This is a genomic window from Pseudoalteromonas lipolytica, from assembly GCF_900116435.1.
In the GTDB taxonomy this organism is placed as follows: domain Bacteria; phylum Pseudomonadota; class Gammaproteobacteria; order Enterobacterales; family Alteromonadaceae; genus Pseudoalteromonas; species Pseudoalteromonas lipolytica.
In genome coordinates this window covers 126,712-150,406 of the sequence record NZ_FPAZ01000006.1, presented here as the reverse complement: position 1 = coordinate 150,406, position 23,695 = coordinate 126,712, and the positions used below count along the sequence as shown (strand labels likewise).

The 23,695-nt window shown below is 41.7% G+C and carries 18 protein-coding genes; 10 read left to right on the top strand and 8 right to left on the bottom strand.

Annotated features, from left to right (window positions below; all coding sequences use genetic code 11):
• Window positions 1-58: 58 nt before the first annotated feature.
• Entirely contained in the window at window positions 59-3,505 is a 3,447-nt protein-coding gene (locus tag BM378_RS07865; protein WP_074988936.1) for a PAS domain-containing hybrid sensor histidine kinase/response regulator, read from the top strand.
• Complete coding sequence (locus BM378_RS07860) at window positions 3,474-4,391, top strand: GGDEF domain-containing response regulator (protein WP_074988935.1); 918 nt, start codon at window positions 3,474-3,476, stop codon at window positions 4,389-4,391. Before BM378_RS07865 ends, BM378_RS07860 begins: the two co-directional genes overlap by 32 nt.
• Before the next feature lie 36 nt (window positions 4,392-4,427).
• Here the strand turns inward: BM378_RS07860 and BM378_RS07855 are convergent, their stop codons facing one another.
• Entirely contained in the window at window positions 4,428-4,811 is a 384-nt protein-coding gene (locus BM378_RS07855) for a DUF3192 domain-containing protein (protein WP_036966020.1), read from the bottom strand.
• A 161-nt stretch (window positions 4,812-4,972) separates the two neighbouring features.
• Window positions 4,973-5,917, bottom strand: a complete 945-nt coding sequence (locus BM378_RS07850) for a D-2-hydroxyacid dehydrogenase (protein WP_065979680.1) — start codon at window positions 5,915-5,917, stop codon at window positions 4,973-4,975.
• 92 nt (window positions 5,918-6,009) lie between these two features.
• On the opposite strand from BM378_RS07850, the gene zntR reads away from it, so the two are divergent.
• From zntR to BM378_RS07830, 4 genes are all read left to right on the top strand, one after another.
• On the top strand, window positions 6,010-6,423 hold the full coding sequence (zntR, locus tag BM378_RS07845) for a Zn(2+)-responsive transcriptional regulator (RefSeq protein WP_083202809.1): 414 nt from the start codon (window positions 6,010-6,012) through the stop codon (window positions 6,421-6,423).
• A complete protein-coding gene (locus tag BM378_RS07840) occupies window positions 6,407-7,603 on the top strand; it encodes an SO_0444 family Cu/Zn efflux transporter (protein ID WP_177222579.1) in 1,197 nt (398 codons plus the stop codon). Before zntR ends, BM378_RS07840 begins: the two co-directional genes overlap by 17 nt.
• Before the next feature lie 153 nt (window positions 7,604-7,756).
• Complete coding sequence (locus BM378_RS07835) at window positions 7,757-8,887, top strand: 1-acyl-sn-glycerol-3-phosphate acyltransferase (RefSeq protein WP_074988933.1); 1,131 nt, start codon at window positions 7,757-7,759, stop codon at window positions 8,885-8,887.
• Window positions 8,888-9,049: 162 nt separating this feature from the next.
• Entirely contained in the window at window positions 9,050-9,295 is a 246-nt protein-coding gene (locus BM378_RS07830; protein WP_036966031.1) for a DUF1289 domain-containing protein, read from the top strand.
• Here BM378_RS07830 and BM378_RS07825 read toward each other — a convergent pair.
• Window positions 9,292-9,993 carry a transporter substrate-binding domain-containing protein gene (locus BM378_RS07825; RefSeq protein ID WP_227006810.1) on the bottom strand — a complete coding sequence of 234 codons (702 nt, stop codon included), beginning with the start codon at window positions 9,991-9,993 and terminating at the stop codon, window positions 9,292-9,294. The genes BM378_RS07830 and BM378_RS07825 overlap by 4 nt on opposite strands.
• Before the next feature lie 134 nt (window positions 9,994-10,127).
• Between BM378_RS07825 and BM378_RS07820 the strand changes: the two genes are divergently transcribed.
• From BM378_RS07820 to BM378_RS07810, 3 genes are read left to right on the top strand one after another with little or no spacing between them, the layout of a single operon-like run.
• Window positions 10,128-10,328, top strand: coding sequence for a DUF3283 family protein (locus tag BM378_RS07820; RefSeq protein ID WP_036966037.1), 201 nt, complete (start codon window positions 10,128-10,130; stop codon window positions 10,326-10,328).
• A gap of 2 nt (window positions 10,329-10,330) precedes the next feature.
• The gene (locus BM378_RS07815; protein ID WP_036966040.1) at window positions 10,331-10,756 is read left to right on the top strand and encodes a GNAT family N-acetyltransferase; all 426 of its coding nucleotides are present in this window, start codon (window positions 10,331-10,333) and stop codon (window positions 10,754-10,756) included.
• Window positions 10,757-10,771: 15 nt separating this feature from the next.
• Window positions 10,772-15,277, top strand: a complete 4,506-nt coding sequence (locus BM378_RS07810) for an EAL domain-containing protein (RefSeq protein WP_074988932.1) — start codon at window positions 10,772-10,774, stop codon at window positions 15,275-15,277.
• Between the two features lie 35 nt (window positions 15,278-15,312).
• Here BM378_RS07810 and BM378_RS07805 read toward each other — a convergent pair whose 3' ends face one another.
• Both BM378_RS07805 and BM378_RS07800 read right to left on the bottom strand, forming a co-directional pair.
• Window positions 15,313-16,260 (bottom strand): ion transporter, encoded by a 948-nt coding sequence (locus BM378_RS07805; RefSeq protein ID WP_036966045.1) that lies wholly within the window; start codon window positions 16,258-16,260, stop codon window positions 15,313-15,315.
• 15 nt (window positions 16,261-16,275) lie between these two features.
• Entirely contained in the window at window positions 16,276-18,945 is a 2,670-nt protein-coding gene (locus BM378_RS07800) for a bifunctional acetate--CoA ligase family protein/GNAT family N-acetyltransferase (protein WP_074988931.1), read from the bottom strand.
• A 146-nt stretch (window positions 18,946-19,091) separates the two neighbouring features.
• Between BM378_RS07800 and BM378_RS07795 the strand changes: the two genes are divergently transcribed.
• On the top strand, window positions 19,092-19,808 hold the full coding sequence (locus tag BM378_RS07795; protein WP_065979686.1) for an SIMPL domain-containing protein: 717 nt from the start codon (window positions 19,092-19,094) through the stop codon (window positions 19,806-19,808).
• On the opposite strand, the gene BM378_RS07790 is transcribed toward BM378_RS07795, so the two are convergent.
• The 3 genes from BM378_RS07790 to BM378_RS07780 form a co-directional block, all read right to left on the bottom strand.
• The gene (locus BM378_RS07790) at window positions 19,797-21,053 is read right to left on the bottom strand and encodes a lipopolysaccharide biosynthesis protein (RefSeq protein ID WP_036966054.1); all 1,257 of its coding nucleotides are present in this window, start codon (window positions 21,051-21,053) and stop codon (window positions 19,797-19,799) included. The two genes, BM378_RS07795 and BM378_RS07790, sit on opposite strands and share 12 nt — an antisense overlap.
• 1 nt (window position 21,054) lies before the next feature.
• A complete protein-coding gene (locus tag BM378_RS07785; RefSeq protein WP_074988930.1) occupies window positions 21,055-21,741 on the bottom strand; it encodes a hypothetical protein in 687 nt (228 codons plus the stop codon).
• A gap of 99 nt (window positions 21,742-21,840) precedes the next feature.
• A complete protein-coding gene (locus BM378_RS07780; RefSeq protein WP_036966060.1) occupies window positions 21,841-23,676 on the bottom strand; it encodes a DUF885 domain-containing protein in 1,836 nt (611 codons plus the stop codon).
• Window positions 23,677-23,695: the final 19 nt, after the last annotated feature.

Genomic DNA, 23,695 nt, shown 5'->3' with positions numbered 1-23,695 from the left:
CCAGTGAATCTTTGCCTCGTTAATCTAGGTGTTACCGAGGCAAGGTACTTAAAATCGAGTGAATTTTTTACCACTAAAGCATTATTATCGTTCTCTGGCCGTGGCGCTTATTGTGCCATTGCTGGTGGCGTTTATTCTGTGTTTACACTTATATAATCTAAAGCTAGAACGCTCACAAGAAAGCCGACAAAGTAGTTTTAATAATATCTCTGCTCAGCTTGGTCATGCAATGCATGCGGCTGATGGATTGATTGATACGATGTTTAAGTTGTATGAGCAACCACTATCATATGACTTCGACCCCAACTGGGCCCGCAATGTAAATCAGTTTGATCACTACTATTATCAACCCATAAAGGGAGGAGTGGGTGAAATTGTGGGGCAAGGTAAATTTGCATCCACTGCCTTTGCTCTTACTCAGTGGCGTCAAGTGCTTGCATTAGGGCCCTCGTTCAACACAACGCTGGCATTGATTCAATCGTTGCAAGGTGTTGCCTATGTTAACGAACAGGGTTTTGTTTATATAAAGCGCCGTTCAACAGCTGAAAGTGAATTGCTGACGAGTGTGTTGGATAATAAATTTAGACCGTCGCGTTTAAATGATAAAGCGCTGGCCTCAAGTGCTGTTATTACTGTTAATGGCCACGCGTACTTTGCAATAGGAAAAAGACGAGCGTTACAAAGCGACGACTACATCATTTTAATTTATGACTTAGAGGCAATCTCTAAGTGGTTAATGAAAATTGCCCCGAGTAACGGCGAATATATTTTCATTAATCAAGATAACCAAGTAATAGCCAGCTCAAGTAAAATATTAAAAACAGCGATTAATGCCGATGATTATTGGCCCGAAAGTGAGATAAACAAAAACACAAAAAGTCACAGTCACTTAGTGCAACCATCGTCTGATTTACCAATTTATACCCGTTACTTTGAATCTCAAAAAGCACTCAGTGGGCCTGTCCGCTACGACATGTTTATAGAATTTGTGTTCTTAAGTGTTTTTTTAGTCATGATGTTCAGCGCGGTATTTTGGTTGAGTCAGCGCATATTTGTAAAGCCAATGACTCACTTGATGAATTACCTAGAAAAACATGATGAAGGCCAACATACACTGGTAAATTATCGTATTCCTGCTGATTGGCAACCTTGGTTTAGCCGAGTTAAGCGGGTTTTTACCCGTAATGAAGAGCTTGTTCAATCATTGCAAGAGGCGAACAAAGCGCTTGATTCACAAGTGCAAGTTAAATCAAAACAATTGCGCCGCAGTATTGATGCCAAAGAACGTCATTTAGCCTTACTGAACACCATGCTTAATAATGTGCCAGATCTTATTTATTTTAAAAATATTGATGGTTCATTTTTAGGCTGTAACAAGGCGTATGAGAGTTATATCGGTTTACCGCAAGAAAAACTCGTTGGCCAGCAGTTATGTGATATCAGTGACGATAACGGCGAGCTAAGTGAACTTGAGCGACAAGTATTACAAGACCGCCAAGTGTATCAAAAACGTTTAGTAACCAATGATAAAACCTATCATTTGAGTATTGCGCCTTTTTATAACGAGCATCAACAATTATTGGGAACTATGGCGATAGGCCGTGATATTACTGAGCAGCACGCGGCATTAAACGCATTACAAAGCTCTGAAGCCAAATTACGCAGTGCAATGGAGTACGCTGCTAATGGGGTTATATTACTGTCTCTTGATTACCGCGTACTGCAAATGAATAAAGCGGCGCGTAAAATATTTTCACTAGAACGCAGTGATACCTTGAGCAGCCAATATAGGTTGGATGATTTGTTTGGCGAGCAATCACTAGACACGTTAAAAGGTACCTTACTTGAATTGCTCAGCGAAAAGAAAAAAGTGTATCACTTTAGTTTGCCCCAGCAAGAACAAAAATGTTGGCTACAAATTAGTGTTTCATTGGTATGGAATGGTGAAAAAAATCCAGATTACTTTGTTGTCCATGTCCAAGATATCACTGACTTAATACAAGCTAAAAATGACGCCGAGCGTGCCACATTAGCTAAAAGCCGCTTTATTGCCAATTTAAGTCATGAGATACGCACCCCACTTAATGCCGTACTGGGGCTAATAGATGTGATTGCGTTGCAAGGCTTGTCGTTGGAGCAGCGCACACATGCTGAGCAAGCGAAGTCAGCAGCCAACAGCTTATTGTCTTTATTAAACCGTATGCTCGATTTTGCCCGAGCCGAAAGTTCGCAAGTTAAATTAACTAAAGCCCCCTTTAGCCTGTCTGATTTAATTAATTATTGCGAAGGAATCGTCGCGCCACTGTGTAAAACGAAGGGGTTGGAATTCAGCGTTGAGTGCGATGAAAAGATCAATTCTAACCTAAGGGGCGATCAAATCTGTTTACAACAGGTGTTAGGTAATTTACTGACTAATGCCGCTAAATTCACAGAGCAAGGAAGCGTTAAATTAAGTTTAAACTTAGTCGAACAAACCTCTGAACAACAACTAATTTGCTTTGCTGTAAAAGACACCGGTATTGGGATTAGCGATGCGGATCAAAGTCGCTTATTTGATGCCTTTACACAAGGTGATGAGTCACTAACGCGTTCACATCAAGGCGTTGGGCTTGGGCTTGGGCTTGCAATTGTAAAGTACGAAGTGGCGTTAATGGGTGGCGAAATAAAACTAGCAAGTCAACGAGGCAAAGGCAGTGAATTTAGTTTCTGCTTACAGCTAGATAAAACCAGCGAACCGGCGAAAAAGGCGGTTGTATCCCTCCCTTCTAGTGCCGATTTATCGGGTCTATTAGTGTTAGCCGTAGATGACAACCCACTTAATCTAAGCATTATTAAAAGTATTTTAGAGCAAGCCGATATCACCGTTGTGTGTGCAGACAGTGGTGAAAAGGGCATTGAGCTTGCTAATTGTCTCAGACCCGACCTGATCTTCATGGATATTCAGATGCCCCAGATGGATGGCTGCCAAGCTACGCGTATAATTCGCCAGTCATTCACGAAAGAGCAAATGCCGATTTATGCATTAACAGCGCACAGCGAAGCGGCTGACATAGAGCAATCCGTTGCGGCGGGCATGAATAAACACCTCACTAAACCCATTGTTGCCAGTACACTGTTTTTGGCGATGAGTGAGCTTGAAGTACAGAAACAGGCTTTTTTTGACCGTACGTTTGTTCTCACTCAGTTTTCAAATAATACAGAATTAGTATTAACTATGCTGTCAAAGTTTGCGACCATGGCAGCACAACAGCTATTACAAATTTCAACATTAAAGACCACCGATGAGTTGATCAGAGTTGTCCATAATGTGAAAGGGTCGGCCGGTAATCTAGGCTTTAAACGTTTGTCAGCCTGCGCTCAGCAATGTGAGGCTAAGCTTAAAGCACAAGGCGAACTCCCTGAGTTATTAAACGATGAGTTGCAGTGGCAGATTAAACAAGTCATTGCATTTATCATCGAACAAGGATCTACAGATGCTAAAAAGAGCCAAGGTACTGATTGTTGATGACGATCCGTTGAACCGTTTGGTATTAGAAAAAACATTACAGCAAGATTATGATGTTTTTTGTGTTGAAAGTGGTGAAAAGGCACTGACGTTTTTAAAAACACAGTCCGTTGATTTATTGATTCTGGATATTGTTATGCCCGGTATTGATGGGTATGAGGTACTGAGCAAAATAAAAGAAAATACCGTCACAAATATGCTGCCTGTTATTTTTATTTCTGCTAACTCGAGTCATGACGACGAAGCAAAAGGCCTCGAGCTGGGGGCGATGGATTATATAACTAAACCCTTTAGTGCTGCGATTGTTCGTGCGCGTGTGCGTAATCAGTTATTAATCAAACAAAAAAATGACTTGCTCGAAATGCTAGCGTCAATCGATGGCCTGACTGAAATTCCTAATAGACGTTATCTAGATGAAAATCTTGCCCGAGAATGGCGTCGCTGTCGTCGCGATCAAACCCCTTTGTCTGTATTACTCATGGATGTGGATCATTTTAAACGGTTTAATGATTGCTATGGCCATCGAGCGGGTGATGATTGCTTAAAACGAATTGCTCATGCGCTTGTTGGGGCCTGCGAGCGAGGCAGTGACTTTGTGGCGCGCTATGGGGGGGAAGAGTTTGCGGCTGTTTTGCCTAATACAACGGCAACACAAGCAGTCGCATTTGCTAATAAATTACGACATGCAGTGAGTAATTTAGGTATTCCCCATACCGCTTCGTTAAATTCGGATCATGTGACAATTAGTATCGGCATTGCGACCACAGAAACAGGCCAAGTATACGCTGAACAAACGCTGCTTGAAGAAGCTGACTTAGGGTTATATCAGGCTAAAGATGGCGGACGTGACCAAGTTGTGTCGAGATTAGTGAATGTGAGTGGGTAAAGAGTAGGCAAGGCCTACTCTGCCATTTTCGGCTAATTAGCCATTGCTCAGTGATTTATAAATGGTATCACCAACGCCAATTAGCTTATCGTTTTTAAATACCAGTGGTGTGCACTCATCTTTTGTCATTTTACCATCAGAGTGAATGCTATGAGTGGCATAAAACAATACTTGGTAAACATCGTCACCTTGTTTTAGTAATTCAGTGAAGTTAGGGGTGTGAAGTTTATTAAGTACCACTTGGTAGTTAGTATCAAGTGCAAGAGTCGAAATGATTTCGCGGTTATTTTTGTGCTGTTTTTGCCAGCTCGTCGATGAATCACCTGCCCAATGTGTTTCAGCTTCACCATCGGATACTGCAATGACACAGCCAGTTAAAAATGGTGCAGTAAGCGCTGCAATTAAAAGTGCTTTTTTCATTATTTTTTTCCCTAGAATTTAATGTTTACGTTGCTCTTAATTAGCAATCAGCTTGCCACATTTTAAAAAGTAAATTAAATCAAGTGATTAGCTTTTAATTGGTCAATTGGCTAGGAGCTTTTTTGCAAACCAGTTCGCTCAATTGACCAAAAAATTGCAATTTAGACCAACCTATTGCGCTCATTTCCTTGGTTAAATGCTTTGATATTTAACGCGATTTCTTTCACTAAGCGAATAATAGACTCTTTACTTGCCCAGGCAATGTGCGGCGTAAGTAATAAATTGTCGCCAGTGTATCGGGCAAGTGGGTTATCTGCCTCGGCGGGTTCTTTACTGAGTACATCAACACCCGCGCCAGCAATCACATTATTAGCAAGCGCAGATGCTAAATCAGCCTCATTAATAATCCCTCCACGGGCAGTATTAATAAGGATGGCAGAGGGTTTCATCATGTTCAGCTCATGAGCCGCAATTTGATCGCGAGTTTCTTCTGTTAACGGGCAGTGAACACTGATTATATCAGCCGTTTTTAATGCTTGCTCAAAACTAACGCGACCTTCACGCGGTGTATGTCCTTTACGTTCACTGATAATTACATGGGCACCAAATGCGGTTGCAACTTCAGCAACCGCTTTGCCCAACGAGCCGTAGCCAATAATTGCTAAGGTTTTCCCCGCTATTTCATTAAAGCTGTAATCTAAGCGACAAAACATCGGACTCTGCTGCCATAAACCTTGCTGGCAATCACGAATGTACTTGTGTGTGTTACCAAGCAGATTGGTGATCAATGTAAACGTGTGTTGAACCACTGAAGGTGTTGAATATCCGGCCACATTGGTCACGGCGATGTTATGGGCTTTTGCTGCTGGTAAATCAATATTATTGGTGCCTGTTGCAGCAACGCAAATTAATTTTAATTGAGGTAACTGCGCCATTGCTTGTTGATTTATAACTACTTTATTCGTTACTACTACATCAGCGTCTTGGCAGCGTTCAATTAATTCGTGCTGATTAGTTAGGTTATAGCAAGTGAGTGAACCTAATTGTGCCAGCTCATCTAACGAAGTGTCTGCTAATGTGGCGGCATCAAGGACGACGATATTCATATACTTTCCTTATTAATTTTTGCTTGACCTTAGGGTGTACTCCAAGGTTTATAGTGAGCATAATAAATAAACGCTTCACAATGGAGACAGTGATGAAAATAGGTGAGTTTGCCCGTCAATTAGGCGTCTCAACAGATACGTTAAGGTACTACGAAAAACATGGTTTGTTAACGCCAAGTTCGCGTTCTGAGGTGGGATATCGGTTTTACTCTGATGCAGATTACAAGCAAATGTCGTTCATTTTGCGGGCAAAAAACGTTGGTTTTAGTCTGTCTGAAATAAAAGAGTTATTGCAAATTAAGTTTCATAAAAATCAGCATTCATGCCATGAGGTTAAAGCAATGACATTACAAAAACGTGATTTAGTGGCCGCACGCATTGCTGAACTCACGCGTTTTTATGACTCTCTTTCATTATTAGCAGATAAATGTTGTGGTGGTGAAGAGCCCGCTGAGAACTGCTCGATACTGACGACACTGGAGGATATTGATGGACTTACTCAATAATTTTTGGCAGTTATTCTTATTATCTGCCCCATGGCTAATGTTAGGTTTATTGATTGCTGGTTTATTAAATGTGTATTTACCGGCCAATTTTCTCAATCGTCACTTAGGAAAAGAGGGGCTTTGGACAACCATTAAGGCTGCTTTTATTGGTGCGCCTATGCCATTGTGTTCGTGTGGTGTTATTCCAGCAGCAATAGGGCTTAGAAGAGCGGGAGCATCGAAAAGTGCGACGACGGCATTTTTAGTTTCAACACCCGAAACAGGCGTTGATTCAGTGTCAGTCTCGTATGTTTTATTGGGACCATTTATGGCCATTATACGCCCAATCGCAGCGGTGTGCAGCGCGATAGCTGCGGGTGTCTTGGTTGGGAAAGACCATGAAATTCATTCACAGCATAAGCATCAAGCCGCCACTGCAGATGATAATAGTGCAGGCTGTTGCAGCAGTAATACCGCAGCTGAAGTTAAAAAAGAGCCGAGCTGTTGCAGCAGCAATACTTCGGCTGAAGTTAAAAAAGAGTCGAGCGGCTTTAGCACTGAAGATTCTGCATCGATAAAAGCAGACCGTTGCTGTAAAAGCGAAAAGCCCAGTCTTTCGATAGAGAGCCGTGTTGCTAAATTTAAACGCGCTATTCGTTTTAGCTGCAATAAACTGTTAGAAGACACTATGGTGTGGCTGGTGATTGGTCTCTTTTTCGCGGCGCTAGTGCAAACGTATGTTCCTGAGTCTTATTTAAGTCAATGGGGAAGCGGTATTTTTGCGATGCTGGTGGTGATACTGATTAGTATACCAATGTACATTTGTGCGACTGCCTCGACCCCGATAGCAGCAGGGTTACTGTTAAGTGGCGTATCCCCTGGTGCGGTCTTGGTGTTTATGCTTGCAGGTCCTGCGACGAATATTGCCACCTTGGGAGTGGTGGGAAAGGAGTTAGGTAAACGCGCGGTGTTTGCTTATTTAACTGGGGTAATCGGAATGGCTTTACTGTTTGGCTTTTTAACGGATTATTTAGTGGATGAATTTGGCTTTGTAGTGGCTCCCATGATGGGCACTGAACATGAGGTTCTACCGCATTGGTTAAGCCTTGCTTCGGGTATCATTTTGGCTATTTTAATGCTGAGATTAGTGTTCAAAATGGCATTAAAAAAGTTCGTTGATACTGGTAGGAGCATTGCCTAATTAATTGTTGTAAAAATAAAAATTTTATCAGTATAAGGAAATATTTAGGTTAACTATCGCGTCTCGGTTCGCATTTAAAATTGCCTGAGTTATAATCCGCCAACTATTTAAACGGTACGCCATGCGTGCCGTTTTTTAACTTAAGCAGTTTTTATGAGTGAATGTGTGGATAAATACGCCGATATTAGACCTTACAATGATGACGAAGTCGCTGATTCAGTCGCCCGATTAATTGCTGATAATGCCTTTGTGGATGTTATCGCCAAGTATAATCTGCCGCGCTTTTTATCTTATTTTCCATTTATAACTCGCCCATTAGTGCGCCAGCAATTAAGAAAAAAGTGGGGAAATACGCAATCTGTTGAGCAAGTTCAACAAGAGGTGGCCAGCTATTTAAATAAACTGATCACCCGTACCACATCTGAAGTGACATTTTCGGGTCTTGATAAACTGGATCCCAAACAAGCGTATTTGTTCATTTCAAATCACCGCGATATTGTCTTGGATCCTGCGTTAGTTAACTGGGGTTTGTTTAAACACAACATGCCGACAGTGCGCATCGCCATTGGTGATAATTTGCTGCAAATTCCGTATATCACTGAGTTAATGCGCTTAAATAAAAGCTTTATAGTGAAACGTTCAGCAAAAGCACCCAAAGAAATGCTCAAAGCGTTATCACAACTCTCAGCCTATATTTATGATTCATTGTCAGAGGGTCATTCAATTTGGATTGCACAAAAAGAAGGGCGTGCAAAAGATGGTTTTGATCAAACGGATCCTGCACTGCTTAAAATGTTGCAGCTACAAGGTCGTAAACAGAAAAAAGAATTTGCTGATTACGTTCGCGAATTAAAAATAGTGCCAGTCTCTATCTCGTATCAATATGAACCATGTGCGATTGCGAAAGCGAAAGAGCTTTATCATAAACAGCATCACGGCCAATATGTAAAGCAACAAGGTGAAGACATTGCCAGCATTGTTGAGGGCTTTAGCACAGCAAAAGGGCATGTACATTTAGCGTTTGGTGAGCCCATTGAATCTGGCTGCGAGTCACCAGAAGAGCTTGCAAAAACGATTGACCAGCAAATTGTTGATTCGTTTTTCTTACACCCAGGTAACTATATTGCGGGGGGGTGTAAGCAGGCCGTGATTGATAAAAAAGATGCTGAAGCGTTTAATGCGCGTTTAGCTAAAGTACCTGAAGAGTTAAAGCCACTGGTTTTAGCAATGTACGCGAAACCTTTTCATCGCAAAGCAGAACTTTCTACGAGCGAATCAGATTAAATAATCTAAAGTTGATAGAATGCGTTCGCATTTAAATTAATGTGCTAATTACTTTTTTAAGCAATGTTTTGATTCGTTAAATGAGCCACTTTTTGAAGTGGCTTTTTTTATGATTAATTTTCGGGCTATACTTCTAAGATGATTAATTAACTGGCAATTGTGATGCAACAAATTGAAATATTTGAGATCCCAAGCCCTTGCAAAGGGATTTGTCAGGTTAATAATCGGGGCTATTGTAAAGGCTGTTATCGCAGTCGCGATGAACGGTTTTACTGGAATCAGCTGAGTAATGCTGAAAAACGCAAAGTAATCAGCTTATGTCAGCAGCGTTATAAGCGTTATTTACAGAAAAAACAGTTGGCAGAAAATAACCAACCGACACCTGAGCAAGGCGGATTTGATTTTTAAAACTCGGTGAGATTGTATTTCGTTTTTAGCGTGCGCACCGTGCCATCGGCTTCAAGCTTTTTAAGAATATTTGTCAGTTGCGGAATAAGTGCTGCGTGGCGTTTATGCACAAAGTGAAAGCTTTGCATCGACATTAAAATCTCTTTATTAAAAGCCGCTTGGTTAAAGTCAGGGTGTTTTGTAGAGAGTAAAAAGTCTAATAAAATGGTGCCTTCAACGCGTTTTTGAGTCAATAAATTCAATTGAGCCGTGACGTTTCTTACCTTTATCACATCACCTTTAATGGGATTTTCTTCTATGTAGCTCTGTGCAGCGGGATAACTTGACTGAATAGCGAGTGACTTAATATCACGATAATTGCATTGCTTGCAGTTTTTTAATAACACAAGGTTAAATTCGAACAGGGGAAAGTCGACCTTTAATAAATTTGGATAATCGCGGGTAACAAAATCAATACGCCCTAACTGTCCATCAAGCACACCTTGGTTTGCAGCTGCTAACGAACCTTGATGATTAAAATCAATAACGTGAAGCTCATAACCTATCTCTTTATAAGCGGTGCTCAATAAGTCAACCACATAACGTGCTTGCGGTGTGTCGGCTGGGCGATTAAAAATTAAAATATGAGAATTTGCGCTGCTAGGAAAGCAAAAAAACAGCAGAATAATGGTCAAACTAGGTATCAGAAATTTTGGCAACGTGCGTTCCTTGCGAGCATGTATTCGGCGTTAATTTACTGTTATGTGTTTCCAAAATCAAGGTTTAAAATAGGCGATTAATTTGAAGCAACTTTGTTATACTTCATAAATCAATACACTGTTGCTGAGAAAGTATGAGCTTTAATTTATGTAAATTGCCTCGAGAGCAAAAATATCAAATTCAATTAGACTACGAAGCCTCTTTTTGGGCCTACCAGATTAAGCGTGGAAAAAATACCCGCGAAGGGGTGTATACAGCAATTAATAATCGTCCTATGTCAGAGCAAGCCTTTTTAAAACAACAGTTTGAGCATTATTTATCCTTAATGAGTTAATCATGACGGAGCTGAAATTTTGTTTACTTGACGCAATCAAAACCCCGTTGGTAAATAAGTTTTACGATAAACACAATGCGCGGGGGCGTGCCACTAAAGCTGATCAAGTGTGGGTGGCGTACCATGGTTTGAATATCGTTGCGGCATGTCGGGTTCAAAATAAAGCGGGCTTTTTATTTTTATCAACTCTGTATGTTGATGCTGCATGGCGAGGTAAAAAAGTAGCCTCACAGTTACTCACCACGCTTATTGCTGAACAAAAAGGGACAGTTTTTACCTTTGCCTATGAAAATCTGATTGATTTCTATCTAGTAAATGGGTTTAACTATACATTAACATTACCCAATTCTTTGCAATCGTTGTTTGAGGTATATGCGCATCGCAATATCGTCGCGATGCACTTTACGTGTGACACCGCGCCAAGTTAGTAATTTGGAACGTCAATGACTAAGTTCTTTTCTTTATCAGCTCTACTCATTATTGTGATTTGTGGTTTGTTTAGTCATTCCAGTTTTGCGCAAGTGAAACGCTTGTCAACCAGCGAAGGGTTGTCGCAAAGTTATGTCAATACGATGCTTATCGATAACAGTGGCTATTTATGGTTATCCACTGAGGGCGGTTTAAATCGTTATGATGGCTATGAGGTTGTGCATATCAAAGGCCCTAATGGAGAGCTTGAAGACGCCATCATTGACCGCATTTATCAAGACCCCCAAGGTTATATTTGGATAGCATCTTTGCAAGCAGGGCTATTCCGTTATGATCCGAGTACTGACAGCTACCAACAATTTATTGCAAAGCCCACCACCGAAGAGCAAATTTTTATAGAATCTGTGTTTAGTATGGTTGCGGTTGATGACAAAACGCTCTGGCTAGGCCGAGGCTGGGATTTTGCAAAACTCGACTTAGAAACGCAGCAAGTCACGTCTATTTTTGAAATACCCGATCGTGTAAAAAGCAGCGTTATTCGTGAGTTGTATCCTTATCAAGGTTACATATTTATGGGCACGAGTAATGGGGCATTTGTTTATGAAATCGCATCGGGCCAGGTAAGAAAGCTTGAACATCTAAGCCAAGCGCCAACACACATGTATCAAAACTATGTGAAGTCGTTTGCCGTAATAGATGAGCATACTTTGTTGGTCGGGGCTGTTCGGGGTTTATACGAAGTCGATATTAGCAACTTACCAGAGATGTTTAACACGCCTGAGGTTCAGTTTAAAAATAAGACCCTAATTAGCGACTTAAATATTTGGGAAATTATTCCACAAAATTCAACGATTACCTTGGGAACCGATAAAGGCTTATTTAACTTTACCCGGGCAACCGGCGACTTGGTTAAAAGTACACGCTTAAAAGACAACGGTTACACCCTTGCTGATACAAGTATCATTGATATCGTAAAAGATCGCTCCGGAGGCATGTGGTTAGCCACCAAGAACGATGGCGCTTTTTATCTCTCGTATGATAATTATAACTTTGTAAATGTGGTGGCCAATTCGATTAAGGGTGACGGCTTATCGCATCATTCAATTTGGGGTATTGCAGAGTTTCAGGGCAGGCTGTGGCTTGCGACCCACAATGGTCTAACGGCCGTTGACTTAGACACGTATGAAAGCGAAGTCTTTTTAAAAGACTACCAAATAGATTTAATCACGACCGAATTCACTGTTTACCAAATAATGCCTTATAAAGCGCAACTTTGGTTGCACACGAATCGGGGAATTTTTAGCTTTAATCCAAAGACGGGTGAAGTAACTCCCGTTAAAACGGCAGACCCTAAGCAGCAAGAACTCATTAACGATTGGGTGCATGGGGTTCTATTAATGCCGTCGGGCGATTTGTATTACGTTCACCCCGATTTCGGTATGTTTGTTTACAATATTGATAGCCAAGAGGTGACACGTTTAGGCGGTAAATTTGATGAATTTGAGCCTTTCTTAGCCTATGGGTTCTTGCCGGCCTTATCAAGCAAGCCCGATGCACCGTTATTTTATAATGCGGGGATCTTATATCAGGTTGATCCTCACAGTTATGAACTGACCACCATTTATACGGTGCCTGAGCAGCATGAAAATGTTGCTGTGAATGTGATGTCTTACATTATTGATAACAATAATGTCTTGTGGTTATCGTTATCGAATTTTGGCTTGATTGGTCTAGATGCCACAACGTACGAGCATATCTACACCATTGATCTTGAAAAAAATAAGCTAGGCACTTTATTGTACGATATGGTGCTTGATGAAGCCGGAATGATTTGGATGAGTAGTCATAAAGGGCTGTGGCGACTCAACCCCGATAATATGCACTTTCAACAGTTTACTGGTTCAGAGGGGCTTTTTTCTACCGAGTTTAATAGTGGCGCATTTACCAAATTAAAGTCTGGGCAAATTGTTTATGGCACCCTTAAAGGCTTTACCTATTTTTACCCGATGGATAACCACTATCAGCAAGCTTTGATTGATCACGTTAATATCACCAACTTGGATTTAATGTCTCGTGACTTACCTGCTGAGCTTAAACAGCCAATAGACAGTGTGGTACTTGAGCATGATGACATCGGTCTCGAGGTTGCTTTCTCAGCCATGGCGTTCAATTACCAAGAGCGTGTTATTTATGAGTATCAACTTGGCGATGGGCAAAAAACCTACACGCGAAATAATAACCGTGTTCTTTTTCCAAAATTAAGTGCAGGCAAGTACCACCTTAAAGTGTGGGCAAAAGACCCCTTAACGGGAGATTTAACCCCGCCGGCAACATTAAACATCGAAGTAAAATACCCACCATGGCGTGCGCCACATTTTATTTTGCTTTACCTTATATTAGCGGCGCTACTTGTAGCTGCTTGGCTCTTTAGACGTAATCGTATGCAGCAAATTTTGCTTGCCGCACACAAAGAAAGTAAAGAAAGTGAGGCGCGACTAAAACTTGCATTAGAGGGAAGTCATTCTGGTGTTTGGGATTGGTCGTCGCAAAGCCCGATTATTTATCAGCCTAGGCTGAAAAATGAACTGGGCTATGACAGTGACAGTGTTAATCTAGATGACTATTTGGCAAAGATTCACCCACATGATAAACAAACCTTTCGCTTAGAGTGGCTGGAGTTTTTATCTACTCAAAAAGGCTATTTTAACTGCACGTATCGTTTACGACACGCCGATGGTCAATGGCGTTGGTATAAAGATTTCGGCAAGGTGGTTGAATGGCAAGACAACACGCCTGAGAAAGTGGCTGGCACCTACACGAATATGACCCGAGAACTGGTATTTGAAGAAAACGCCCGTTTATTTGGTGCGGCGTTTGAACAAACCCGAGACTGGGTGTTTATTATGGATAAAAACTTGCGTATTCGTGCTACCAATCAGTCGTTCCAAAGTGCCTTTGGCTTTCCTGCTGATCCGCGTTCGAGTCGTTCTTTAACTCTCGGGTTGTCTATTCCGGCACGTATTCACTATTTACGAGTAATGCAAAAACTGCAATCAGGTGAACACTTTTCAGCAGAAGATGTTGTTGAAGTTGCCAACGGCGAAAAGCGTCAAGTGCTCATTAAAATAAGTGCTGTTGCAGGGAGTAATCGTCAACTCGACAGTTATGTGATTATTGTCACTGATATCAGCGCGCAAAAGCTGGCTGAGAATGAACTGCACTTATTAGCCAATTACGACACGCTCACCGGATTGCCGAACAAAACATTATTCAGTGACCGTGTAAGCCATGCTATCGAGCAAGCTGATTACCATCAAACGAAAGCAGCCTTGTTAAATGTAAATATTAAGCGATTTAAATACTTTAATGATTCATTGGGTCACGAAGAGTCTGATGAGCTTATCAAGCGAGTTGCAAAGCGATTGAAACAAGTGCTGCGCCCGCAAGATAGTTTGGCAAGGTTTGAAGGTGATGAGTTTGTGATCCTCGCTGAAGATCTCAAACAGGTCGATGAGCTATTATCGCTGTGCGCGAAAGTTATGGACTGTGTTGAAAGCCATATTGAGCTTAATCAACAAGCGGTAAAAGTGAACTTAAGTGTTGGGGTTGCTGTGTATCCCGACGACGCCCTCGATACAAAAGCGCTGTTAAAAGCGGCGAATGTTGCCCTCTACCATGCTAAGCGGTCTGTGGAGGGACGTTATCAGTTCTATAAGCAAGAGATGAATTTACAAGTGCAGCGGACTCTGCATTTAGAGTCACAATTGAGCAAAGCGTATCAAGAACATGAATTTTGTAATTACTACCAACCCATTGTTAGTTCAAAAACACGTCAAGTTGTAGGGTTAGAGGTGTTATTACGCTGGCCTAGTAATGACGATTATCAGCCTGAAGACTTTGCCAATGCTGCTGAAAGCTCAGGGCTTATCACCAAAATTATGCTGCAAACTTTATCGCGTGCATTAATCGAGTTACGACAATGGCGCGTGTCACACCCCGATTTATATATCTCTATTAACTTATCGGCATTTGATTTTGAAAGTACCCATTTAGTCGAAAATATTCATCAAGCTTTAACACTCAGCCATGTACCTGCCAGTGCTGTTGTATTCGAAATTACTGAATCAGTGATGATGCGAGATTCAGAGAAAGCCCAATTAAGCATGAATAAATTAAAAGCATTAGGCTGTAAAATTTATATGGATGACTTTGGCACGGGCTACGCTTCTCTAACGTATTTAAAACGGTTCCCGGTTGATGTTTTAAAAATAGATAAAAGCTTTGTGCACGATATCGGGATTGATAAAGATGACGAAGCTATTATTAATTCAACACTCACATTGGCGAAAAGCCTAGGCAAGGAGTGTGTTGCTGAAGGGGTTGAAAATACCACCCAGCTTCGCTTCTTACACGCTCGTGGTTGTGAATACTTACAAGGTTATTTGTTTAGTAAAGCTGTTCCGGGGGATGAAGTAAGCCCCTTGTTAAATGCGCAGTGGCATGCAGAATTTGATGACTAAACCAGATAAAGCCGCGGGCTTTATCTGTTTTACTGTTAATCTTGGCGCTTACCGCAGTGACGGCAATAAAGATTACTGTGGCGATTTTTAAGTTCGTTATGAATCGCCTTGTTTGCTTCTTGCTTACTTAAACCGAGCTTGTAACGCAGATTCTCAAGGTGTTCTTCTTGAATCGCTGATAAATGACCATCTTCCATTGCTTCATGCACCGCATCAGTAAACAACAAACGGCGCTTACGAAGTTGCTCAGAAAAGCTGGATGCTAATAAACCGGTAGGAATTGCCACCATTCCCATACTGACTAAGGTAATGGCACCCCCAAATAATCGTCCTAGCGGAGTAACAGGCACCACATCCCCATAACCTACAGTCGTCAGAGTGACCATGGCCCACCACATAGCCGATGGAATAGAGCCAAACTTGTCGGGTTGCACATCGTGCTCAATTAAATAAATTCCGCATGATGCAATGATCAGCACAACCGCCATAATGAAAAAAGCGGCAAGCAAAGAGCTACTTTCATCGCGAAATGACTGTAACAACAGCTGCATAGCTCGAGAATAGCGGGTGAGTTTAAAGATACGCATTAAACGTAGTACCCGCAAAAAGCGCAAATCAACACTGACGAAAACCATTAGCAAGGTCGGTAAAATGGCAATAAGGTCGATGAGTGCTAAGGGAGAAAAAAAGTATTTAATACGAATTTTTGAGTTGGTTAGCGGGCTCTCTTTATGGGCACTTTTATCGACACATGACCAAAGGCGCAAAATGTATTCGAGCGTAAAAATACCGACAGAAATAAGCTCGAGCATTAAAAATTCATGCTTATACTGTTTAGCGAGGTGACTTACAGACTCTAAAACAATGGCCACCACATTGATCATGATAAGTGACATTAAGAACACATCGAGTGCTCGTCCTAGGCGTCGGTACTTGCCGTTTCCTTCAAAAACACGGGCGGTATAAGTTCTTAAGCGATGCAACGTTCTAATCCGTTTTTAAGTTAAATTTAACAGCATATTGATGCTGCCTTCTTCAAAGTCGCGGGTAATTTTAAAGCCCAGTTTACGCGCAAGTTCGATCATGCCGGTGTTTTCGGGTAATGTTATTCCGGCAATGCGTTTAACCCCTTGGCTTTTGCAATGTTCAATAGCGGCATTCATGAGTATAGTGCCAAGCCCTAAACCTTGACAGTCAGAGCGTACCACAATTGCAAATTCGGCTTCTTGTTTATCAGGATCCATTAATACGCGAGACACGCCTAGCGTGCATGCAGAGCCATTTTGCTCTTGGCTAACAATGAACGCCATTTCACGGTCGTAATCAATTTGTGTCATTTTTGCCAGTTGGTCGTGATTAAACTGTGGCAGTTCGCCAAAAAAGCGTTTGTAGCGATCTTCTTTTGTTAACGATTGATCAAACTCAAGGTGCGCCTGTTCATCTTCGGGTTTTATTGGTCTAAGTTGAGCTTGAGTATTGTTTTTTAAAGTTACTTCTTTGACCAACTCAATGGGATAAGGGCGTATACACAAGCGCTTGCGGTTTGCTTTTGCTTTGTAGCGGCTTAAGCTTATTGTGGCATCAAGAACTAAAAATTGCCCGTTGCTAGCAAGGATAGGGTTGAGCTCTACGCTGGTAATATCAGGCTGGTCTATTACCAATTGTGAGATACGAGTGAGTAGGGCACATAAACGGTATTTATCGACTTTTTCCGGTAATACGCGGTCTTTTAACACGCCTTTGTCGTGGGCTGCTGCAATTAAATATTTCGCAAGATTCATATTAAGAGGAGGAAGCGCGACCGCCGCTTGCCCAAACTCAAGGCCTGTGCCTGCCTCGCCAAGTAAAATAACAGGGCCAAAGTTTGGTTCTGTTTTAATGGCAATACGCAGTTCATTTGCGCCGGCACGGGGGGCCATTTTTTGCAGTGAAAATCCTTCTATATGCGCATCAGGATAGGTGTTTTTAATCCTAAGCAGCATCGCAAAGGCGGTTTGCTCTACTTCTTGTGCATCGTTTAAGTTAAGTACCACACCGCCTACTTCTGATTTAGACGGAATACTGGGGCTAATTAGTTTTAACGCCACTGGAAAACCAAGCTCAATGGCTTGTTCTTTCGCCTCTGTAGGCGTGTAAGCAACTTCGGTTTGAATACAGTCAATACCATAGTGGGTTAAAATTTGGCTTGCCTGATGTGTTGATAAGTAGCTTTGCTCATCGAGCAGAAACTCATTGACCAACGCCTTGGCAGCTTCTTTATTTATTTTCGCATCATCTGTATTTGATTCGGGTGTCTGTGTTAAATGTTTTTGATTTCGACGATAACTTACTAAGTGCATAAATGCCCCCACCGCGCCCTCAGGAGTGCGGTACGTGGGAATCGCATTATTGGCACACACTCGACGCGCAGCGTAAGCAGCATCTTCTCCCATAAAATTGGTCATCACATAAGGGCGCGCCATTTTGGGAATTTTTTGCAGTGTTTCAACAATAATTTCAGCGTAATCTTCGCTAGGGGCAAGGGCCGAAGGAGTATGAATAATCAAAAGATTTTTAACTTCTTTTGCTTGCAGCAATATCTCTAGAGCTTGTTGATAACGTTTTGGTGCTGAATCGCCAAAAATATCCACTGGGTTTGAGGTCATCTCTGATTGTGGAATAACTTTATTAAGCGCTGCGCGTGTTTCATCGCTAAGCTCTGCTAACTTACCTGAACTTTGTAATAAGGTATCAACGGCCATCACACCAGGCCCACCGCCATTGGTGAGAATAGTGAGTTGCTCAACTTTTAGAAGTTTTGGGTGCATTGCCAGCGTTTGTGTGGCTGCAAATAGCTCCCGCAAATCGTTAACGCGAAGCATCCCCGCACGTTGAAAGAGTGCATCATACACAGCATCTGAACTTTGTGTTCCACCGGTGTGGATTTCGGCGGCCAGTGCCCCTGCGCTAGTTTTACCTGTTTTTATGGCTATAACAGGTTTGCTGAATGCTGCTGCACGGGCTGCTGAAATAAAATTGCGAATATCTTCAATGTTATCAATATATAAAAGAATGGCTTTGGTTTTAGCATCACGGCCTAAAAAGTCGAGCAGCTCATCAAAGTCAATATCCAGACAGTCACCAACAGAGACAAAATACGAAAAGCCAATTTCTTTGTTTTTAGCCCAATCAAGTATGGTTGAACACACCGCGGCTGATTGCGAAACAAAAGCGAGCTTACCTGGGCTTGCAATTGTGTGCGAAAAGCTTGCATTTAAGCCAATATGCGGAATTAATAAGCCAAGGCAATTAGGCCCAAGTAAAGATACATTTGCCGTTAAAGCGGCTTCTTTTAGAGCCAGCTTTTGCTCAGGGTTAAGCCCCGCAGCAATCACCACCGCGTGTTTACAGCCTATTTCACCCAGCTCATTAATAATATTTATTAAGGTATTTTTGTTAGTACAAATAACAGCAAGGTCTGGTATTTTTGGTAACTCGGCAATACTTGGGTAGGCAAGTACACCATGCACCGCCGTGTGATTTAGACTCACGGGCATGATTGGACCTTTAAAGCCTCCTTGCAAAAGGTTACGCATTACCACAAAACCGGCTCGGTTAGGGGAATTAGAGGCGCCAATAACAGCGACTGACGTTGGATTAAAGAATTGGCTAATGCGTTTAACGCTCATGCTGTGTCCTTTGCTTGCGCATTGTTGTAAACATTTCAGGGTCTGTTAAGTTTATATACATAAGATAACCCTTTTATACATATAAGATAACCTGTTTACTGTGACTTTTCGAGTCGAAAACAGTGACCTATATCAAGGAGAAAGGCATGAGTAAAGCACAGCCATTTAATATTGTTATTGCTGCTGTGGCATTGGCAATAGGTTTACTGGGACTTGGCTTTATATTGAAAAGTGCGGCACTTGATGTCAAAGCAATGGAGCGCACCGTCAATGTTAAAGGGCTTGCTGAAATGGAAGTGGCTGCAGACACCGTAATTTGGCCATTACAATTTTCAGATGCCGATAATAACCTAGAGAAGCTTGTTGCACGCATTGAGAATAAAAATGATGCGGTGGTGGCATTTTTAAAATTACACGGCTTTAATGACGAAGAAATTAGCAATGGCAGCCAATCAATTATTGATAAACAAGCCCGAGAGTATGGGGGAGAAAATCAGCAATTTCGCTACATTGCTCGCTCAAATGTGATTGTATATTCTAGCGATATTGAAAAAGTTCAGCATGCTTTGGGTCAAGTTAGTCAATTAGCCAAGCAGGGCATTGCCGTGGTACAAGATAATTACGAAACACGCATTCAATATTTGTTTAATGGTTTAAACGAAATTAAACCAAAAATGGTCCAAGAAGCGACCGAGAAAGCACGTGAAGTCGCCATGAAATTTGCCAAAGACTCACAGTCTAAATTGGGCAAAATAAAAACGGCGCATCAAGGCCAGTTTTCGATTAATGATAGAGATTCAAACACACCACAACTTAAAAAAGTACGCGTGGTGACCAGTGTTGAATATTATTTATCTGACTAAGCCAAATACAACAGCAAGAGGCAGTCGCATGTGAGTGCACACAATCACCATGCGACTCAGAGCACCTAATATAAACCCACCACTAAATGCGATGGCAACTCCCAGCAAACCCCACTGATCTTTTAAAATGAATGCCATTAAAATTGTCACGCTGGTCGCCGCTAATAATACGTATAAATTAATCAGCGGATTGCCTTTTAATTTTATAAGACTGCTTGCGAGTATGCGTGCAGGCAGAAAAAGTTGCCCGAGTAACATGAGCATAAGCACCCAAAAACCTTGTTGTAATTGTGTTTCGCCATACAGGCTCAGCAGTGGCTTTGCTAATAGTGCTAGGATAATGATTGCGCCAAAATTAAATCGCCACAGTACACTCATTAATTCACTAACGGCTTTTGAATTATCGTTTTCGGCCATTAATATCGGTTTTAAATACTGGTTGGCGGCATTGCCTAAAATAGTCAGCAAGCCTGCAATCACAACCGCAGGAAAAAACACACTTACGCCCTGCGCGCCAAACCAATGATGAACAAGAAGTACATCGAGCTTGGCAACCAGCACTGTGCCAGCACCGCTTGCTAACATGATTAAGGAATCTTTACACCACTGTTTCGTTTGATAGCGTGCGATACGTGGTTCAATTATGCCTTTGATGAGCCAGTATTGATAACACACTACGCAGAGCATACTGCAAAACAACAACACACAAATACTGACTAGTGATAATTCGCCATAGCTAAAATAAAGCAAAAGACATAAAAGTGCGCTGAGCAGTTCAAAAATGCATTGCTGGGTGATAAGGCCGATTTTAGGTTTATTTAAAGCCACTAAAAAAGCAGACTGACTTTGCATAATGGCACCAATCGGGACTAGTAGCAGTAAATAAATAACGTGTTCTTTGGCACTTTGATGCGGTGAAATTGCTTGAAAGCTAATAACGATAGAGGCCACAAAAAGCACCCCAAAAATAGCCGACGCTGCTAAATAAACATGCCTTAAACCACGTAATAAGTCATGTTGTTGGTGTGTGTATAGCGGGTAGCTAATGCGCATTAATGATGAGGAAAAACCCATACTGGCTGGCAGTAGAAGAATTTCACACAGCGCTAATAAAGCAGCAAAAGTACCAAATTCATCAGTGGTAAGTAACCGTGCCAAGCACAAGGTAAGAATGATACGGCTGCCATGGTTAAGGGCCGTAAAACTACTTAAAGACAAAAAGCCTTTGACGACATCTTTGTTCATATTACGACTGTTTAAGTGCCGTGATTAATTGACTCGTAGATACTTGTAAATAGGCTGCACACAGCAAAACTTTACAGTCGGCATTTGTTGGCAAATGCGACGCGTAAAACGCTTTTAGTTGAGAGATTAATGCATTTACGGCGGAAGGACTGTGGCGTTGGTCAACTTCCATCATGGCCAGCAGAGCTGAAAACTCATGCTTTGCCAGCATTTGGGTATTTTTATTACACGCGATAAAGCAGCCAATTGGCGTTAACTGATCATGGTTTAGGGTTGTTAGAGCATCAGCTAAACTTTCGTTACTTTCAAAGAGCATGAGTGAGCGTAGGTAGTTAAATGGTAGCGCGTCTGCTCTACATTGACTAAAAAGGTGATGTAACAGGGTATTGCCTTGCTGATCGGTGATACTAAACGCGTTTTGAAATTTCAGACCGGGCGTGAAAAAGCTAAGCTTATCAATATCATCTATAAAGCTCACCGCTTCGCGAGGCAAAGGGCTTGCCTCAAGTAAGTGCGCTGCAACATTTTGTAAAAACAGGTATTTTACTTCACTACTGCACGCTAGTTGATAGAGGTGTTGTAATTGCACTGCCTGCAAAACCCCCGATAAACGTTGGTAATCGCTAAGCAGTTCTTTTAATTGATGATGCTGAAGTCGGCTGTTCAATTGATCAATAGCGCTTTGCATGAAAATACTCGTTTTTTATTATTTATACATTTATAGCTCAACGACTTGTTTAAATAAATAAAAAAGGCCGCTGAGCGGCCTTTTTAAAGTCTATTTAGTTTAAGCAGCTTGTTTTTTTGCAACCCACTGGTCAACAAATTTCTCAAGTACATTTAATGGTACTGCACCATTTTTAAGTACAACATCGTGGAACTCACGAATATCGAATTTATCACCCAGCTGTTCTTTTGCAGCTTCACGCAGCTCTAATATCTTTAACATACCCACTTTGTAAGCGGTTGCTTGAGACGGCATTACAATGTGACGCTCAACCATTTTAACGCCATCAGACGTTGCGTTTGGTGTGTTATTAACGTAATAGTCAATACCCTGTTGGCGTGTCCATTTCATCGCATGGATACCGGTATCAACAACTAAGCGACACGCACGCCATAATTCCATTGCAAGGCGACCGAAGTCTGAATATGGGTCTTCATATAAGCCCATTTCTTTTGGTACTAGCTCAGAGTATAAGCCCCAGCCTTCAACATACGCAGTGTAACCACCAAACTTACGGAACTTAGGCACGCCTTCAAGTTCTTGTGCGATGGCGATTTGCATGTGGTGGCCCGGAATACCTTCGTGATAAGCAAGTGCTTCCATTTGGTAAGTTGGCATTGCTTCCATATCGTAAAGGTTTGCGTAGTAAATACCTGGGCGAGAGCCGTCTGGCGCAGGTTGTTGATAGAACGCTTTACCTGCTGCTTTTTCGCGGAATGCTTCAACAGCTTTTACTTTTAAATCGGCTTTTGGTTTAACAATGAAAAGCTCATCTAAGCGAGATTTCATGTTATCAATGAGGGCTGTCGCTTCATCAAGGTAGCGCTGTTTACCTTCCGCTGTATTTGGGTAGTAGAACTGCTTATCAGTTTTCATGAATTGCATGAATGCTTTTAAGTCACCGTCAAAGCCTACTTTTTCTTTAATCGCGCGCATTTCGTCGTGAATACGTGCAACCTCAGCTAAACCAATTGAGTGGATTTCTTTTGCCGTTAAGTCGGTTGTTGTTGTGCGTGCAAGGGCATTGTTGTAGAACGTTTCACCGTCTGGGAATTTCCACGCACCATCACGCTCGTCAGCGCGTTTTTCTAACTGCGCTAAATAGTTAATTAGCTTCGTGTAAGAAGGCTTAACAGCCGCTTTTAGTGCTTTTTCTGCATCGTTGATAAGCGCTGATTTTTCGCTTTCACTAATCTCTAATGCGGCAACTTTACGTTTAAAGTCAGCTAAAAGAGTTGAGTCTTCACCTGTATCAAATGGTGCACCATGTAGAATGTTCTTGCTTGAATCAATGACATGTGGGAATACAAATTTAGGTGCGATGATACCTTTATCAGCACGCACGTCGAGGTCTTTGATTAGCTGATCAATAACCATCGTTACGCCGTTTAAGCGAGAGATATACGCTTTCGCATCTGAGACATCAGCAATTTGATGTTGGTTAATTAAAAATGCAGGGATCATCGAATGAACACCAAACATTTGATTTACAGGGTAGTTGTAATGACGCCATTTAAAATCTGCAATTTCATTTTCAAGTGCTTGTTTTTTTAGGTCGTAGCTTACTTTTGTCGCGTCATCTAATAGTTCGCGGTTAATTGCTTTTAAAGCGACAAGATCAGCTTTGGTTTGCTCAAAGTCTGCAAGAACGCGTTCTTCGCTACCATCATCCCATTTATCGTAATCTTTTTTGATACCCATGTATGTTTGATAAACAGGGCTTTTCATTACATCACGGTTAAACGTGTCTTCAAAAAACGCATTCGCTTTATCGATTTCACTTTGTACAGGTTGGGTTTGTACAGTGGGCGCTGGGGTTGGTTGTTCTTGCATTTGTTGGCAACCGCCAAGTAATGCAACACTTACCGCTGCTGCGATGAAGGTCAGTTTACGCATTATCGTTCCTTTCTTGTTA